Below are 14,544 nucleotides of genomic sequence, written 5' to 3'. Positions count from 1 at the left end.
GCTGCCACCGGGCCCTTCGGTGTCTGCGCCGACGGTTGTCGGGTGCTTCGCGAGACGTTCCGAACGCCCTGTCCGGGCACCGGCATATGCTCGGGTGCGAAGCCGACTCCCCTCCGGCTTCGGCCCTCACTCGACCCAGGAGCACCATGCCGACCGCCGCCCGCCAGGCATTCTTCGACCGGACGCACAGCGACGATCTGATCGCGTTCCTCGGCACCTCGCCGTCTCCGTACCACGCGGTCGCGAGCGCCGCGGAGCGGCTGGAGAAGGCGGGCTTCCGACAGGTCGCCGAGACGGACGCGTGGGACGGCGCGGCCGGCGGGCGCTACCTGATCCGCGGCGGCGCGCTGATCGCCTGGTACCTGCCGGAGGGAGCGGGCCCCGAGACCCCGTTCCGGATCGTCGGCACCCACACCGACTCGCCCAACCTGCGGGTCAAGCCGCTGCCGGACACCGGTTCGGCGGGCTGGCGGCAGGTCGCGGTGGAGATCTACGGCGGTGTCCCGCTGAACACCTGGCTGGACCGCGACCTGGGCCTCTCCGGCCGGCTCGCGCTCAAGGACGGCACCGCCCGGCTGGTCCAGCTGGACGAGCCGCTGCTGCGCGTGCCGCAGCTGGCCATCCACCTGGACCGCCAGGTCAACGACGGCATGAAGCTCGACAAGCAGCGCCACCTCACCCCGATCTGGGGCCTCGGCCCGGTCGACGAGGGCTCGCTGATCTCGTACGTCGCCGAGCGGGCCGGTCTGGACGCCGCCGACGTGGTCGGCTGGGACCTCATGACCCATGACGTCCAGCCCGCCTCCTACCTGGGCCGCGACCGCGAGCTGCTGGCCGCCCCGCGCCTGGACAACCTGCTCTCGGTGCACGCGGCCACCGCCGCGCTCGCCGCCGTCGCCACCGCCGAGGGCGCCGACCGCCTGCCGTACATCCCGGTGCTGGCCGCCTTCGACCACGAGGAGACCGGCAGCGAGTCCGACACCGGCGCGATGAGCCCGCTGCTCGGCAACGTGCTGGACCGGACGATCCACGCGCGCGGCGGCCACACCGAGGACCGGGCCCGGGCGCTGGCCGGCACCATCTGCCTCTCCTCGGACATGGGCCACGCCGTCCACCCGAACTACAGCGAGCGGCACGAGCCGGGCCACCACCCGCTGCCGAACGGCGGGCCGATCCTCAAGGTCAACGTCAACAACCGCTACGCGACCGACGGCGTCGGCCGGGCGGTGTTCGCGGCCGCCTGTGAGAAGGCGGGCGTGCCGTGGCAGACCTTCGTGTCCAACAACGCCATGCCCTGCGGTACGACGATCGGCCCGATCACGGCGGCGCGTCTGGGCATCAGGACGGTGGACTGCGGCATCGCGGCGCTCTCCATGCACTCGGCGCGCGAGCTGTGCGGCGCGGAGGACCCGTACCTGCTGGCGAGCGCGATCAAGGCCTTTCTGGAGGGCTGACACCCGTAGCGCGACGGGGCCCGGCGAACAGATCGCCGGGCCCCGTCGCGCTGCTTCGGGGGTTACTCCATCCCGGCGAGGACCAGCGGGAGGCGGCGGGCGCCGTCGGCGACCAGCTTCACCGGCACGCCCCAGTCCTGCTGGTGCACATGGCAGGCCGGGTACTCGATCTCCGGGTCGTCGTCGCAGGAGGCGGCCATCGCCGAGACGTGCAGCACGCCCTCGGTGACCTCGTCGGAGAGCACCAGCTCACGGGAGAGGTCGCTGTCCGCGCCCGCGCCGGAGACCAGCAGCTCGGGCGGGGTCGCGCTGACCAGCAGCCGGGTCGACGGCCCGTAGCGCTCGTCCAGCTTCTGGCCGTTCGGCGCCTCGAAGACCACGTCCAGCCGGAAGGCGCCCGGGGCGACCTCGGTGGCCGCGCGCTGGGTGCGGTGCGCCACCGACTCGACCCGCACCGCCTCCTCGGGCAGCCGCAGCCTGGTCAGCCGGTGCCGGGCCGACTCGACCACCACGATGTCGCCGTCCACCAGCACCGCCCCGGAGGGCTCGCGCAGATCGGTGGCCAGCGTGCTGACCTCGCCGCTCGCCGGGTCGTAGCGGCGCAGCGCGTGGTTGTAGGTGTCGGCGACGGCCACCGAGCCGTCCGGCAGCACGGTGACGCCCAGCGGGTGCTGGAGCAGGGCCTGGTCGGCGGCGCCGTCGCGGTGGCCGAAGTCGAACAGGCCGGTGCCGACGGCGGTTTCGACCGCCTTGGTTTCACGTGAAACCGAACGCAGCGCCGAGGTCTCGGAGTCGGCGACCCAGAGCGTCCCGCCGTCCGCGGAGACCGCGAGGCCGGACGGCTGGGCGAACCAGGCCTCGGCCGCGGGCCCGTCCACCAGGCCCTCGTTGGTGGTGCCGGCCGCGACCGCGACGGTACCGGCGGCCGGGTCGTAGGCCCACAGCTGGTGCACGCCGGCCATCGCGATCCACACCTTGCCGTCGAACCAGGCGACGTCCCACGGCGAGGACAGGTCCACCTCGCGGGCCGGGCCCTCGGTGGCCGAGCCCTGCCACCACTGGCGGCCGGTGCCGGCCAGGGTGGTCACGCTGCCGTCGGCCAGGCGCACGCCGCGCAGGGCGTGGTTGACGGTGTCGGCCACGACCACGTCGTACGCCGAGCCCTCCGGCAGCAGCGCGAGGCCCTGCGGCTCGCTGAACCGCGGGCCGGCGCCGTCCCCGCTCCGGCCGTCCACCAGACCGCGCTGCCCGTCGCCGATCCTGCGCACCACCGTCTCGCCGTCCTCGGCCAGCTCCACCAGCGAGTGATGGCCGGAGTCGGCGACCAGGAAGTGGCCGTTCGGCAGCCGGACCGCCTTGCCGGGGAACGTGAGGTCCCCGGCCACCGGCTCCGGCGCCACGTACGGGCCGTCGCCGCGGCGCAGCGTGCCCTTCGCGGCGTGCTCGGCCTCCAACTCCTCGACCAGCCGGGCCAGCGCGTGGGCGTGTCCCTCGCCGGCGTGCTGGGCGACCACGTACCCCTCCGGGTCGATCACCACCAGCGTCGGCCAGGCCCGCACCGCGTACTGCTTCCAGGTGGCCAGCGCCGGATCGTCCAGCACCGGGTGGTGCACCTCGTACCGGGCCACCGCGTCCACCACGGCCTGGTGCTCGGCCTCGTGCACGAACTTCGGCGAGTGCACCCCGACGATCACCACGGTGTCGCGGTGCTTCTCCTCCAACTCCCGCAGCTCGTCCAGGACGTGCAGGCAGTTGATGCAGCAGAAGGTCCAGAAGTCCAGGATGGTGATCTTGCCCCGGAAGTCGGCGAGGGTGAGCTCCTTGCCGCCGGTGTTCAGCCAACCGCCTGCCCCGACCAGCTCGGGGGCGCGTACACGTGCACGAGATGCCATGCGTCCATCAAACCGCACGCCGGGCTTCCGCATTCCGGGTGGACGGGGGTCAGTTCGACGGGCGACGGGCGGGGCTCAGTTCGACGATCTCCCGGGCGGTCAGGAGCGGGGTGGCCTTCCAGCCGAGCAGGGCCCTGGTGACGGCGATCGCCGGCACGGTGGCGATCCCGCGCTGGACCAGCAGCCGCTGCACCGCCTCCATGCCCTCGGCGTCGAGCACCGGGCGGCACTCCTCGACCAGTGCGGTCAGCCGGTCGGCCTGCTCGACCGTCATGCCGCCGGTGTTCGGGAAGAGGTCGGGCTGGGCGAGGTCGGCCTCCCAGCGGGTCTCGCCGTCCTGGGAGCGGGCGGTGGGGTGGAGGCCGAGCCTGCGGGCGATCTTGGCGGAGGCGCGGTGGTCGGGGTGGACGTGGGCGACGGCGTCGGTGATGCCGGCGCTGACGAGGTGGGTGAGCAGGGCGCGGGCGGCCTCGCCGGCCAGGCCGCGGCCCTGCCACGGGGTGCCGACCACCCAGGCGACCTCGGCCTCGTCCGGGCGGATGGTGGCCTGGACGTAGCCGACGAGGGCGCCGTCGGCGCGCAGCCGCAGCACCCAGTTGCCCCAGGCCTCGGCCGGGTCGGGGGAGCCGGCGGCGAGCCGGGCGCAGCGGGCGCGCATCTCCTCGACGGTGGCCGGGCGGCCGCCGGTGAAGGCGTGCAGGGCCGGGTCGGCGAGGGCGGCGGCCAGCTCGTCGGCGTGCGCGGGGGCGATCGGCAGCAGGTCGAGGCGTTCGCTGCGCAGTTCGGTGGTGGTGAGCTCGGGGTGCATGGCGGTATTGAAGGGGATCGGGGGCCGTCGTGCGACGGGGTTTCCTGGCGGTGCTTCGTGGCGGTGCTTCGTGGCGGTGCTTTTGCGCGGCCGGGTGGCCGTCGCGGCCTGCGTCGACCACCTGGTGCAGGAGGAGGACCGACCGTTCCGGTTTCCCGGTCCCGGTCCGCCGCTCACCCGGGTGGGGTATCTTTTGCCAACCCTTGACCCCGCCGGTCGGGGGCCCCGACCGGCAGGTCAGGGGGACGGCGAGAGCGGACCAGGGGCTGGAACCACGATGGACGACATCCTGCACGGGCTCGGCGCGGCGGCGGCGTACGGCGTCCTCGGCGTGGTGCTGCTGCTCCTCGGCATCGGTCTGGTGGACCTGCTGACGCCCGGCAGGCTCGGCCACCAGATCTGGGTCGAGCGCAACCGCAACGCCGCCGTCCTGCTCAGCTCCGCGCTGCTCGGCATCGGCGGCATTGTCTTCACCGCGATCATGTACACCTACGCCGACTTCGCCAAGGGCCTGGTCTCGACGGCCTGTTACGGCCTGCTCGGGCTGCTGCTGATGGCCGTCGCGTTCTGGCTGGTGGACCTGCTGACGCCGGGCAAGCTCGGCGCGATCCTGGTCGAGCCGGAGCCGCACCCGGCGGTGTGGGTGTCGGCCGCCTGCAACATCGCCGTGGCGGCGGTGGTGTCGGCCGCGATCGCCTGACCGGCCCGGCGGTGGTGTCGGCCGCGATCGCCCGACCGGCCGGGCCGCTACGCGGGTGTTCGGCCCAGCACGTGCTCCCGCCCCCAGTCGCCCAGCGGCCCCAGCGCCGTGTTGAGCCGCCGCCCCGCCTCGGTCAGCGCGTACTCGACCCGGGGCGGCACCTCCTCGTACGCCTCCCGGTGCACGATGCCGTCCGCCTCCAGCTCGCGCAGGTGGGTGGTCAGCACCTTCTCGGTGATCCCCGGCAGCAGCCGGCGCAGCTCGCCGAAGCGGCAGCTCGGGCGCTCTCCGAGGGCCCAGAGGATCGAGACCTTCCACTTGCCGCCGATCACGTCCATCGCGGCGTCGGTCCCGCAGACGTACGCCCCGGGCCTCGGTACGGTCGCCATGCCCACCCCTCCCGGCCTTCCGACCTCGATGCTCACCCCAGGGTAACCACCCACTTCGAAGTGCGTACTTGATCGTTTCCGGGGGCGGCGCGGAGGCTGACTGCCATGGAAACCAACCCTGTTGAGCACCCGTCCGAGAGTTCCTCGAAGCCCGCGCCCGCCCCGCTCACCCTGCTCGGCCTCGGCGCGATGGGCACCGCGCTGGCCGAGGCCTGGCTCGCCGCCGGGCACCCGCTGACCGTCTGGAACCGCACCGCCGCCCGCGCCGAGGGTCTCGCCGCCCGTGGTGCCGCCGTCGCCGCGACCGCAGGGGAAGCCGTCGCGGCGAACCGGCTGGTGGTCGTCTGCCTGCTCGACGACGCCTCGGTGGAGCAGGCGCTGGACGGCCTCGACCTGGCCGGCAAGGACCTGGTCAACCTGGTCACCAGCACCCCCGGGCAGGCCCGGGAGCGCGCCGCCCGGGCCGAACGGCGCGGCGCCCGCTACCTGGACGGCGGGATCATGGCCGTCCCGTCGATGATCGGCGTTCCGGGGGCCGGGGCGTACGTGTTCTACAGCGGCTCGGCCGAGCTGTTCGAGGCGCACGGCGCCACCCTCGCCGTCCCGGCCGGCACCCGGTACGTGGGCGCGGACGCCGGGCACGCGGCGCTGCACGACGTGGCGCTGCTCAGCGCGATGTACGGGATGTTCGCCGGGGTCGCGCACGCCTTCGCGCTGGTCCGCGGCGAGTCCGTGGCGCCGAGCGAGCTGGCGCCGCTGCTGGGGAGCTGGCTGACCGCGATGTCCGGCTCGGTGGCCGGTACGGCGGAGCGGCTGGAGAGCGGCGACTACACCCGGGGCGTGGTGTCCAACCTGGCGATGCAGGTGGCCGGCCAGGAGACGCTGCGACGCACCGCCGAGGAGCAGCGGGTGAGCGGCGAACTGCTGGAGCCGTACTTCCGTTTGATGGCGCGTCGGTTGGAGGTCGGCGGCGGCGCGGAGGACCTGACCGGGGTCGTCGACCTGCTGCGACGGTGAGGGCCGGCCGGTAACGTACCGGCATGGAAGACCTCGAAGAACGCGCCACCGTCGTCGCGTCCGACTCGTGGCAGGCCGGGGCGGGGGTGGCGGTCCGACCGCGCCGCGCCGACGACCTCGCCGACTGCGTCCGGGTGCTGGGCGACGTGCACACCGCCGACGGCTACCCCGCCGAGTGGCCCGACCGTCCCGCCGCCTGGCTCACCCCGGACGGCCTGCTCGCCGCCTGGGTCGCCGAGGCGGACGGTCGGCTCGCCGGACACGTCGGCCTCGCCCGCAGCGCGCCGGGCGACCTCGCCCCCACCCTGTGGAGCCACCGCACCGGCGGACCGCCGGAACTCACCACCGTGATCGGCCGCCTCTACGTCGCACCCGCGGCGCGCGGCCGCCTCGTCGGCGCCCGTCTGCTGGCCTACGCCGTGGCGCACGCGCGGGCGCTCGGCCTGCATCCCGTCCTGGACGTCCTCGCCACCGACACCGCCGCCCTGGCCCTCTACCGCCGGCTCGGCTGGACCCTCCTCGGCAGCGACGACCAGCGCTGGGCCTCCGGCCGCACCGTCACCGTCCACTGCTTCGCCGCCCCGCAGGGGTGAATCCCGCCCCGCCCGGCCACCCCGGCCGGGCGGGCCCGCTACACCGCGATGACGTCCACTCCTTGCTCCAGGCCGATGAAGTCATCCGTCTTCCGGGTGTGGAGCGGCAGGCCGTGGGCGGAGGCGGTGGCCGCGATCATCAGGTCCATGTGTCGAGGACGGGGATCTCGGTCGGCCTGGATCGTGAGGGCGCAGCGTGCCGAGTCGCCGGGCAGCCTCACGATCGAACGGGAGGGTGGCGTCTCCCCCGGGTGGGGGAGCCGGATCACCGCGCCGGGGGAGGGGCGTCGCGGGTGGTGGGGGCGAGCCTGGCGTCATGACGAGGATCGGGTGGGCGGTGGCCGGCTGGGGCGTCGGGTGCGCCGGGTTCGGGCTGGGGTGCGCGCTGGAGGGGGCGGCGCTGTTCGGCGCCTCCTGGGCAGGGTGGGCGGTGGCCGGCCTGGGGGCGGTCGCGGCCGTGGCCGGCGGGGCGGTGGTGCGGCGCAGGCCGGTGCGCCGGCTGCTGTGGCTGCTGTGCGGGGCGGCCGCGGTGGGGGCGTGGGGCCTGCTGATGGACCTGGTGACGCTGCTGTTCGGGCAGCGGGTGGACAGCGTCCCCGACACGGTGGCGCGCGCCCTGGCGGCGGTGGGCGCGGTGCTGTCGGCCGCCGCCGCGCGGCGCCTGCGGCCCGGCAGCCGCGGTGGCTCAGGTGCCACGCTGGCTCCCACCGCCGCCCCGCCGCTCGTCCAACTCGCCGCCTGGGCGGGCACATTGGCGTTCGTGCCGTATGTGCTGATGAAGCTGGTCTGGGCGCTCGGTGGCAGCTTCGCCGGGATGAGCGGCGACGAGATGTACGCCGGTTACGTGCGCAACGGCTCCTCCGGGCTCTGGCTCCTGCTGGAGCGCTGGGGGCTCGACGGCACGGTGCTGTTGGCGCTGCTCGGGGTGTTCCTGCTCTGGGGGCTGGTCCGCCCGTGGGGGCAGGTCTTCCCGCGCTGGACCCTGCCGTTGAGCGGCCGTCGGGTGCCGCGCTGGCTGCCGCTCACCCCGGCCTTGCTGGGCGCGGCCACGCTGGCGCCGTACGGGGTGTTCGGGGTCGGTTACCTGGGGCTGTGCACCGTCGGGGTGGCGCGGATCAGGCTGGGTGAGCTGGCGAGCGAGCAGAGCGCCCTGGAGGTCGGCTGGGTCGGGATGTGCGGGTTCGCCGGGTACGGGGTCGCGCTGGCGGTGGCCGCCCGGTCGTACTGGAGGCGGACGGAGGCGTGACCGCGGGGTTTGCTGAGGCGGCAACAAAGCTTGCCGATGCGGTGAAGGGGATCGCAGCCTGGCGGAGGAGGTGAGCGCCATGGGCGAGACGGCCGGGACGACCGGGAACAAGGAGAACGAGCGCTACGACGTGGTGGTGGTCGGCGCCGGAGCGGCGGGGCTGAACACCGTGCTGGTGCTGGGCCGGGCCCGGCGCCGGGTCGCCGTGGTGGACGCCGGTGAGCCGCGCAACGCGCCCGCCGCCCACCTGCACGGCTATCTGAGCCGGGACGGCATGCCCCCGGCGGCGCTGCTGGCGGTCGGGCGGGAGGAGGTCGCCCGGTACGGGGTGGACCTGATCGCCGCCCGGGTCGAGCACATCGAGGCCGCTGAGCCCGCCGAGCCCGCTGAACCCGCTGAGCCCGCCGAGTCGGACGGGCCGGGCTTCGTGGTCCACCTGGCCGGCGGCCCGGTGCTGCACGCGCGCCGGGTGGTCGTCGCCACCGGGCTGCGCGACGGGCTGCCGGAGCTGCCGGGTCTGGCCGAGCGGTGGGGCCGGGACGTGCTGCACTGCCCGTACTGCCACGCCTGGGAGGTCCGCGACCGGCCGCTCGGCGTGCTCGGCACGGGCCCGGCGGCGGTCGGTCAGGCTCTGCTGCTGCGGCAGTGGTCGGCGGACGTGGTGCTGCTCGCGCACACCCTCGTGCTGACCGACGCCGAGCGGGAGCGGCTCGCCGCCCGGGAGGTCCGGGTGGTCGAGGGCCGGATCGTCCGCCTGGTGTCCGAGGACGGGCGGCTGCGCGGCGTCGAGCTCGCGAACGGGCAGGTGGTGCCGCGCGAGGCGGTGTTCGTCTTCCCGCAGCCGGTGCCCCGGGACGCCCTGCTCTTCGGGCTCGACTGCGCGCGCGAGGACAGCGGCTGGGTCACCACCGACCGGACCGGCCGCACCAGCCTCCCCGGGGTGTGGGCGGTCGGCAACGTCGCCGACCCGCGCGCCCAGGTGGTCACCGCCGCCGGGATGGGCGCGGCGGCGGCCTTCGCGCTCGACCACGACCTCGCGGCGGAGGAGGTCGAGCGGGCGGTCGAGCGCTACCGCGCGTCCGGCGCCGCCCTGCCCGCCTGAGCGGGGAAGCTTTCGTCAACCCGAACCCACGATCGGAGCATCCGGATGTCAACGCACCAGCAGCACAGTCACTCCCACGGCCACTCCCACTCCCACGGCCACTCCCACGGGCACGTCCCCGCCGCCGACTTCGACTGGGACGCGCTCGCCGCGCACCTGGAGCTGGAGGCCGACCTGCGGGCCGACGCCGTCATCGAGGCCGGCCGCTGGCTGCTCGGCCTCTACGGACAGGGCGGACAGGGCGGGCAGGGCACGGTACGGCGGGTCCTGGACGTCGGCAGCGGCCCCGGTGTGATCGCCGGACTGCTGGCCGAGGTCTTCCCGACCGCCGAGGTGGTGGCCGTCGACCAGTCGGCCGCCCTGCTGGAGCGGGCCCGCACCCGTACGGGCGGTCGGCTCGGCACCCGACAGGCCGACCTGCCCGCCGAGTTCGACAAGCTCGGCGAGGCCGACCTGATCTGGTCCGGCAACGCCATCCACCACCTGGGCGACCAGCAGGCCGCCCTCACCTCGCTCGCCGGGGTGCTGCGGCCCGGCGGGCTGCTCGCGGTCGCCGAACGCGGCCTGCCGGCCCGCTTCCTGCCGCGCGACTTCGGGCTCGGCCGGGCCGGCTTCCAGGCCCGGATGGATGCCGCCCACGAGGACGGCTTCAGCACCATGCGGGCCGAACTGCCGGACAGCACCGCCGAGATCGAGGACTGGCCGGCCATGCTCGGGCGGGCCGGGCTGACCCCGACCGGCACCCGGACCTTCCTGGTGGACCACCCGGCCCCGCTGGCCGGCCCCGTGCGCGGGTACCTGCGCACCCGGCTGGCCCGTCTGCACGACCAGCTCGCCGAGCAGCTCGACGCCGAGGACCGGGCCACCCTGGAAGCCCTGCTCGACGAGCACGCCCCCACCGGCATCCTGCACCGCCCGGACGCCTTCTACCTCTCCGCGATGACCGTCCACACGGCCCGCCGGGACTGATCCGCCGGGACCGATCCGCCGACTCCGCCGGTCAGGAGGCGAGGAAGTCGGCCACCGTACGGCGGAAGGCGCCCGGGTCGTCCAGCCACGGGTAGTGGCCGGCGGCGGGCTGGACGACGGTCCGGGCGTGGCGGAACAGCGCGGCCGCGGCGCGGACCGCCCCTGGCCGCGGGGCGGGGTCGTACTCGCCGGCCACCAGCAGCGCGGGGGAGGCGAGTTCGGCGACGGCCGCGCGGACCTCGGCGGGCTCGTAGCCGCCGTCGAGGTACGCCGTGGCGGCCTCCGGGTGGCTCTGGGCGTCGCGAGTGGCTTCGTGGGCGCGGGCGGCGGCGTCCCAGCGGCCGTGGAAGAACGGCGCCAGGTCGTCCGGATCGGCGGCGCCGCCGGCCGCGGCGGTGCGGACGGCGGCCCAGGCGGCCGGGTACCACTCCTCCTCGCCGAGGCCGCGGGCCTCGGCCGCCTCGCGGAAGTGGTCCTCGGTGACGGTGTCGCCGAAGACCCGCAGGCTGGGCGTGACCAGGACCAGCCGCCCGGCGCGCCCGGGGTGCCGCAGTGCGTACAGGGTTGCGAGCGAGCAGCCGGCCGAGTGGGCGAGGACGTCCACCCGGTCGAGCCCGAGGTGCGCCCGGAGGGCCTCGACGTCCGCGACCTGCCGGTCCACCCGGTAGCTGGTCGGGTCGGCCGGGGGCTGCGACCGGCCCGTGCCGCGCAGGTCGAGGACGTGCAGGGCGCGGTGCGCGGAGAGGCCGCCGAGGTCGCCGAGGTACGCGGAGTCGCGCATCGCGCCGCCGGCGAGGACGAGTAGCGGCTCGCCCTCGCCGAGGACGCGGTAGTGGAGCCGGGTGCCGTCGTGGCCGCTGAAGGTCGTCATCGGACGATCGTGGCAACCACCGGCGGGCCGGGCAACGGAGATTCGGGCCGGGTAGCGTCGGGGCATGACAGCGAGCGAGCGGCACGTCGTCGTGGTGACCACCACCCACGAGAGCGAGGAGCAGGCCCGGGCCCTGGCGTCCGCCGTGGTGCGGGAGCGGCTGGCGGCCTGCGCCCAGGTGTACCCCGTACGGTCGGTGTACTGGTGGGACGGCGAGGTGCGGGACGCCGAGGAGTGGCGGATCGACCTCAAGACCCGGGCCGAACTCGCCGACCGGCTGGGCGCGTTCGTCGCCGAGCGGCACTCCTACGAGACGCCCGAGGTGATCGTCGTGCCGGTGGCCGGCGGCAGCGCGGACTACCTGGCCTGGGTGGCCGGCGAGACGACGGAGTAGCGCCGGACCCGCCGGGCCGAGCGGCGGCACCGAGCCACCCGGCCCGGCCGCCCGCTCACGCCGCCGAGCCGCCCGAGCCGCCCGAGCCGCCGAAGCGCGCCGTCCAGGCCGTCAGCTCCTCGTCCGTGATCTTGGCGAACAGCACCGGCGGCACCGTGAACGCCGTTCCGGCCGGCACCAGGTCCAGCGCCCGCGCCTCCTCGGCCCCGATCCAGTCGCGGGTGGCCGCCGGGGAGTCCTCCGGCAGCGCGAAGGCCCCGCGCATCGCCGCCGCCGTGGTCGGGATGAACGGCTCGGAGACCACCGCGTACAGGTGGATCAGGTTCATCGCCGTGCGCAGGGTCAGCGCCGCCGCGTCCGGGTCGGTCTTCACCTGGAGCCAGGGCGCCTTCTCGTCCAGGTACGCGTTGCCGGCGCTCCACAGCGCGCGCAGCGCCTGCGCCGCCTTGCGGAAGTTGAGCGCCTCCACCTGGGCCTCGTACTCGGCCAGCAGCCCGGCCACCTGCTCGCCGAGGCGCCGCTCGGCCTCGCCCGCGGGGTGGCCGCCCGGGACGTCCTCGCCGAAGCGCTTGCGGCTGAACGTGAGCACCCGGTTGACGAAGTTGCCGAGGGTGTCGGCGAGGTCCTTGTTGACCACCGAGGCGAACAGGTCCCAGGTGAAGCTGGAGTCGTCGGACTCGGGGGCGTGCGCCATCAGGAAGTAGCGCCAGTAGTCGGCGGGCAGCAGCTCCAGCGCGACGTCCGTGAAGACCCCGCGCTTCTGGCTGGTGGAGAACTTCCCGCCGTAGTACGTCAGCCAGTTGAAGGCCTTGACGTAGTCGACCTTCTTCCACGGGCGGCGCGAGCCGAGCAGCGTGGCCGGGAACATCACGGTGTGGAACGGGACGTTGTCCTTGGCCATGAACTCGGTGTACCGGACGGACTCGTCGACCTCGTACCACCAGGACTTCCAGTCCCGCAGCTGCCCGGCCGGGGCCGCGTCCGCCCACTCCTTGGTGGCGCCGAGGTACTCGATCGGGGCGTCGAACCAGACGTAGAACACCTTGCCCTCGGCGGCCAGTTCGGGCCACACGTCGGCCGGCACCGGGACGCCCCACTCCAGGTCGCGGGTGATCGAGCGGTCCTGGAGGCCCTCGGTCAGCCACTTGCGGGCGATCGAGGAGGCCAGCACCGGCCAGTCCTCGCCGTGGGCGCAGACCCAGTCGTCGACCTCCTCGGTGAGCTTGGACTGGAGCAGGAACAGGTGGCGGGTCTCCCGGACTTCGAGGTCGGCGCTGCCGCTGATGGCCGAGCGCGGCTCCAGCAGGTCGGTCGGGTCCAGCACCCGGGTGCAGTTCTCGCACTGGTCGCCGCGCGCCTTGTCGTAGCCGCAGTGCGGGCAGGTGCCGACGATGTAGCGGTCCGGCAGGAAGCGGCCGTCGGCGTTGGAGTACACCTGGCGGATCGCGCGCTCCTCGATGAAGCCGTTGCGCTGGAGCTCGCGGGCGATCTCCTGGGTGATCTCCCGGTTCTGCGGCGAGGAGCTGCGGCCGAAGTGGTCGAAGGAGAGCCCGAAGCCGTCGTACACCGCCCGCTGCGCCTCGTGCGCCCGGGCGCAGAACTCCGCGACCGGCAACCCGGCCTCCTGGGCGGCCAGTTCGGCGGGCGTGCCGTGTTCGTCGGTGGCGCAGATGAACAGCACGTCATGGCCGCGCCGGCGCAGGTAGCGGGCGTAGACGTCGGCCGGGAGCATCGACCCGACCATGTTGCCCAGGTGCTTGATCCCGTTGATGTACGGAAGGGCGCTGGTGATCAGGTGCCGAGCCATCCTCGGATGCTCCGATTTCTCCCGCACGGCACCCCAGCCGGAGGGCCGTGCCAGGCGCTGGGGTCCACTGCGGGCTGCAAGCCTAGCGGCCGCGGGGGAGCCGAGCCGGACGCCACCACCGAGGGGGACGCCACCACCGAGCGGGACGCCACCACCGAGCGGGACGCCACCACCGAGCCGGACGCCACCACCGAGCCGGAGGACGTCACGGCCGGGAGAAGTCGCCGTACCGGTCGAACTCCCCGGACTTCACCCCGCGGACGAAGGCGGCCCACTTGCGCGGCGTGGTGCGCACCACGACCTCGGGCCGGTCCGACTCGCGGATCTCCACCAGCTCCCCCGCCGCCCGGACTTCGACGCAGTCGGCGCTCTCCCCGCTGGCCGAGGCCTTGCGCCACCTGCTCATGTGAAGTCTTTCAGCAGTGTTCGGATGAAATCCCTGGACTCGTCCGGCTCCAGTGCGATCTCCGCGGTGACCTCCTTGATCCGACGGTAGGAGGCCAGTTCGGCCTGGGAGTGGACGAAGGTCGGCCCGTGCGAGAGGTCGATCTGGACGGTGTCGAGCTCCGGGACGGGCCCCCGGGCGAGGTACAGGCTCTCCCCGGAGCCGGTGTAGGTGGGCACGCTGAACGGGATCACCCGGATCTCCAGCCCGGGGCGCTCGGAGTTCTCCAGCAGGTTCCGCAACTGCTCGCGCAGCACCTCGGGACCGCCGAACTGCATGCGCAGCGCGGACTCGTGGAGGAACGCGCTGTACGGCTTCGGCTGGTCGACGAGGACCTGCTGGCGCCGGATCCGGAACCCCTTCCGGACCTCCGCCTCCTGCCGGTACTGCGGGGGGAGCCGTTCGAAGACCGCGGCGGCGTACTCCGGGGTCTGGAGCAGGCCGGGGATGAAGGTGCTGTTCAGGATGGACAGGGAGTCGGCGTGGTGCTCCATCTCGGCGATGTCGATGATCGCGTTCGGCAGTCGGCCGCGGAAGCCGTCCCACCAGTACTTGCGCCGGTCCTGGGTCATCGCCAACAGCGCGTCCAGGTAAGGGCCGTCCTCGTAGCCGCAGGTGCCGGCCCAGATCCGCAGCCGCTCGGCGCTGATGCCCGACTTCCCGTTCTCCATCTGGGAGATCTTGGGCAGGTCGGTGCCGATGGTGGCGGCCAGGCTCTTGGGCGTGACGCCCACCTGTTCGCGCATCCTGCGCAACTCGATCCCGAGGCGCTGCTGGCGCACGGTCGGCGACAAGCGGGGTGGCATGACTCTCTTCTCCGGGTCGCGGCTGCGTCGATGCTTCCGGTGAAGTGTGCC

Annotated in this window: 14 protein-coding genes and 1 pseudogene; 8 read left to right on the top strand and 7 right to left on the bottom strand. The window is 74.2% G+C overall.

Annotated features, from left to right (window positions below):
• The first annotated feature begins 146 nt into the window (after positions 1 to 146).
• Positions 147 to 1,454 carry a M18 family aminopeptidase gene (locus tag QWJ13_RS08320; protein ID WP_316521959.1) on the top strand — a complete coding sequence of 436 codons (1,308 nt, stop codon included), beginning with the start codon at positions 147 to 149 and terminating at the stop codon, positions 1,452 to 1,454.
• Positions 1,455 to 1,516: 62 nt separating this feature from the next.
• Here the strand turns inward: QWJ13_RS08320 and QWJ13_RS08315 are convergent, their stop codons facing one another.
• Both QWJ13_RS08315 and QWJ13_RS08310 read right to left on the bottom strand, forming a co-directional pair.
• Entirely contained in the window at positions 1,517 to 3,346 is a 1,830-nt protein-coding gene (locus tag QWJ13_RS08315) for an NHL domain-containing thioredoxin family protein (RefSeq protein ID WP_316521957.1), read from the bottom strand.
• Positions 3,347 to 3,644: 298 nt separating this feature from the next.
• A pseudogene (locus tag QWJ13_RS08310) lies at positions 3,645 to 4,154 on the bottom strand (GNAT family N-acetyltransferase); the annotation flags it as partial.
• Positions 4,155 to 4,431: 277 nt separating this feature from the next.
• On the opposite strand from QWJ13_RS08310, the gene QWJ13_RS08305 reads away from it, so the two are divergent.
• A complete protein-coding gene (locus QWJ13_RS08305; protein ID WP_316521955.1) occupies positions 4,432 to 4,854 on the top strand; it encodes a DUF350 domain-containing protein in 423 nt (140 codons plus the stop codon).
• A gap of 47 nt (positions 4,855 to 4,901) precedes the next feature.
• Here QWJ13_RS08305 and QWJ13_RS08300 read toward each other — a convergent pair whose 3' ends face one another.
• Entirely contained in the window at positions 4,902 to 5,243 is a 342-nt protein-coding gene (locus tag QWJ13_RS08300; protein ID WP_316521952.1) for a winged helix-turn-helix transcriptional regulator, read from the bottom strand.
• 105 nt (positions 5,244 to 5,348) lie between these two features.
• On the opposite strand from QWJ13_RS08300, the gene QWJ13_RS08295 reads away from it, so the two are divergent.
• The 5 genes from QWJ13_RS08295 (at position 5,349) to QWJ13_RS08275 (ending at position 10,170) form a co-directional block, all read left to right on the top strand.
• Complete coding sequence (locus tag QWJ13_RS08295; RefSeq protein ID WP_316521950.1) at positions 5,349 to 6,260, top strand: NAD(P)-dependent oxidoreductase; 912 nt, start codon at positions 5,349 to 5,351, stop codon at positions 6,258 to 6,260.
• Between the two features lie 23 nt (positions 6,261 to 6,283).
• Positions 6,284 to 6,853, top strand: coding sequence for a GNAT family N-acetyltransferase (locus QWJ13_RS08290; protein ID WP_316521947.1), 570 nt, complete (start codon positions 6,284 to 6,286; stop codon positions 6,851 to 6,853).
• A 316-nt stretch (positions 6,854 to 7,169) separates the two neighbouring features.
• Positions 7,170 to 8,099: a hypothetical protein gene (locus QWJ13_RS08285; RefSeq protein WP_316521945.1), complete on the top strand. Its 930-nt coding sequence runs from the start codon at positions 7,170 to 7,172 to the stop codon at positions 8,097 to 8,099.
• Between the two features lie 79 nt (positions 8,100 to 8,178).
• Complete coding sequence (locus QWJ13_RS08280; RefSeq protein WP_316521942.1) at positions 8,179 to 9,201, top strand: NAD(P)/FAD-dependent oxidoreductase; 1,023 nt, start codon at positions 8,179 to 8,181, stop codon at positions 9,199 to 9,201.
• 45 nt (positions 9,202 to 9,246) lie between these two features.
• Positions 9,247 to 10,170 (top strand): class I SAM-dependent methyltransferase, encoded by a 924-nt coding sequence (locus QWJ13_RS08275; protein ID WP_316521940.1) that lies wholly within the window; start codon positions 9,247 to 9,249, stop codon positions 10,168 to 10,170.
• 31 nt (positions 10,171 to 10,201) lie between these two features.
• On the opposite strand, the gene QWJ13_RS08270 is transcribed toward QWJ13_RS08275, so the two are convergent.
• Complete coding sequence (locus tag QWJ13_RS08270; protein ID WP_316521938.1) at positions 10,202 to 11,041, bottom strand: alpha/beta fold hydrolase; 840 nt, start codon at positions 11,039 to 11,041, stop codon at positions 10,202 to 10,204.
• A 64-nt stretch (positions 11,042 to 11,105) separates the two neighbouring features.
• On the opposite strand from QWJ13_RS08270, the gene cutA reads away from it, so the two are divergent.
• A complete protein-coding gene (gene cutA / locus QWJ13_RS08265) occupies positions 11,106 to 11,435 on the top strand; it encodes a divalent-cation tolerance protein CutA (RefSeq protein ID WP_316521936.1) in 330 nt (109 codons plus the stop codon).
• Between the two features lie 55 nt (positions 11,436 to 11,490).
• On the opposite strand, the gene metG is transcribed toward cutA, so the two are convergent.
• From metG to QWJ13_RS08250, 3 genes are all read right to left on the bottom strand, one after another.
• Positions 11,491 to 13,242, bottom strand: coding sequence for a methionine--tRNA ligase (metG, locus tag QWJ13_RS08260; RefSeq protein WP_316521934.1), 1,752 nt, complete (start codon positions 13,240 to 13,242; stop codon positions 11,491 to 11,493).
• A gap of 205 nt (positions 13,243 to 13,447) precedes the next feature.
• Complete coding sequence (locus QWJ13_RS08255; protein WP_316521932.1) at positions 13,448 to 13,648, bottom strand: DUF397 domain-containing protein; 201 nt, start codon at positions 13,646 to 13,648, stop codon at positions 13,448 to 13,450.
• A complete protein-coding gene (locus QWJ13_RS08250; RefSeq protein ID WP_316521930.1) occupies positions 13,645 to 14,493 on the bottom strand; it encodes a helix-turn-helix domain-containing protein in 849 nt (282 codons plus the stop codon). The genes QWJ13_RS08255 and QWJ13_RS08250 overlap by 4 nt, the downstream gene beginning before the upstream one ends.
• Positions 14,494 to 14,544 lie beyond the last annotated feature (51 nt).

The organism is Kitasatospora brasiliensis (assembly GCF_032654805.1).
GTDB lineage: Bacteria > Actinomycetota > Actinomycetes > Streptomycetales > Streptomycetaceae > Kitasatospora > Kitasatospora brasiliensis.
The sequence above is the reverse complement of the archived record's forward strand: the minus strand, read 5'-3'. Positions and strand labels throughout refer to the sequence as shown.

Excerpts from the sequence above, each read along its gene's own strand:
- QWJ13_RS08255 (WP_316521932.1), bottom strand. The coding sequence starts at position 13,648 with ATGAGCAGGTGGCGCAAGGCCTCGGCCAGCGGGGAGAGCGCCGACTGC.
- QWJ13_RS08280 (WP_316521942.1), top strand. The coding sequence starts at position 8,179 with ATGGGCGAGACGGCCGGGACGACCGGGAACAAGGAGAACGAGCGCTAC.
- QWJ13_RS08285 (WP_316521945.1), top strand. The coding sequence starts at position 7,170 with ATGACGAGGATCGGGTGGGCGGTGGCCGGCTGGGGCGTCGGGTGCGCC.
- cutA (WP_316521936.1), top strand. The coding sequence starts at position 11,106 with ATGACAGCGAGCGAGCGGCACGTCGTCGTGGTGACCACCACCCACGAG.
- QWJ13_RS08305 (WP_316521955.1), top strand. The coding sequence starts at position 4,432 with ATGGACGACATCCTGCACGGGCTCGGCGCGGCGGCGGCGTACGGCGTC.
- QWJ13_RS08275 (WP_316521940.1), top strand. The coding sequence starts at position 9,247 with ATGTCAACGCACCAGCAGCACAGTCACTCCCACGGCCACTCCCACTCC.
- metG (WP_316521934.1), bottom strand. The coding sequence starts at position 13,242 with ATGGCTCGGCACCTGATCACCAGCGCCCTTCCGTACATCAACGGGATC.
- QWJ13_RS08250 (WP_316521930.1), bottom strand. The coding sequence starts at position 14,493 with ATGCCACCCCGCTTGTCGCCGACCGTGCGCCAGCAGCGCCTCGGGATC.
- QWJ13_RS08320 (WP_316521959.1), top strand. The coding sequence starts at position 147 with ATGCCGACCGCCGCCCGCCAGGCATTCTTCGACCGGACGCACAGCGAC.
- QWJ13_RS08270 (WP_316521938.1), bottom strand. The coding sequence starts at position 11,041 with ATGACGACCTTCAGCGGCCACGACGGCACCCGGCTCCACTACCGCGTC.
- QWJ13_RS08315 (WP_316521957.1), bottom strand. The coding sequence starts at position 3,346 with ATGGCATCTCGTGCACGTGTACGCGCCCCCGAGCTGGTCGGGGCAGGC.
- QWJ13_RS08290 (WP_316521947.1), top strand. The coding sequence starts at position 6,284 with ATGGAAGACCTCGAAGAACGCGCCACCGTCGTCGCGTCCGACTCGTGG.
- QWJ13_RS08295 (WP_316521950.1), top strand. The coding sequence starts at position 5,349 with ATGGAAACCAACCCTGTTGAGCACCCGTCCGAGAGTTCCTCGAAGCCC.
- QWJ13_RS08300 (WP_316521952.1), bottom strand. The coding sequence starts at position 5,243 with ATGGCGACCGTACCGAGGCCCGGGGCGTACGTCTGCGGGACCGACGCC.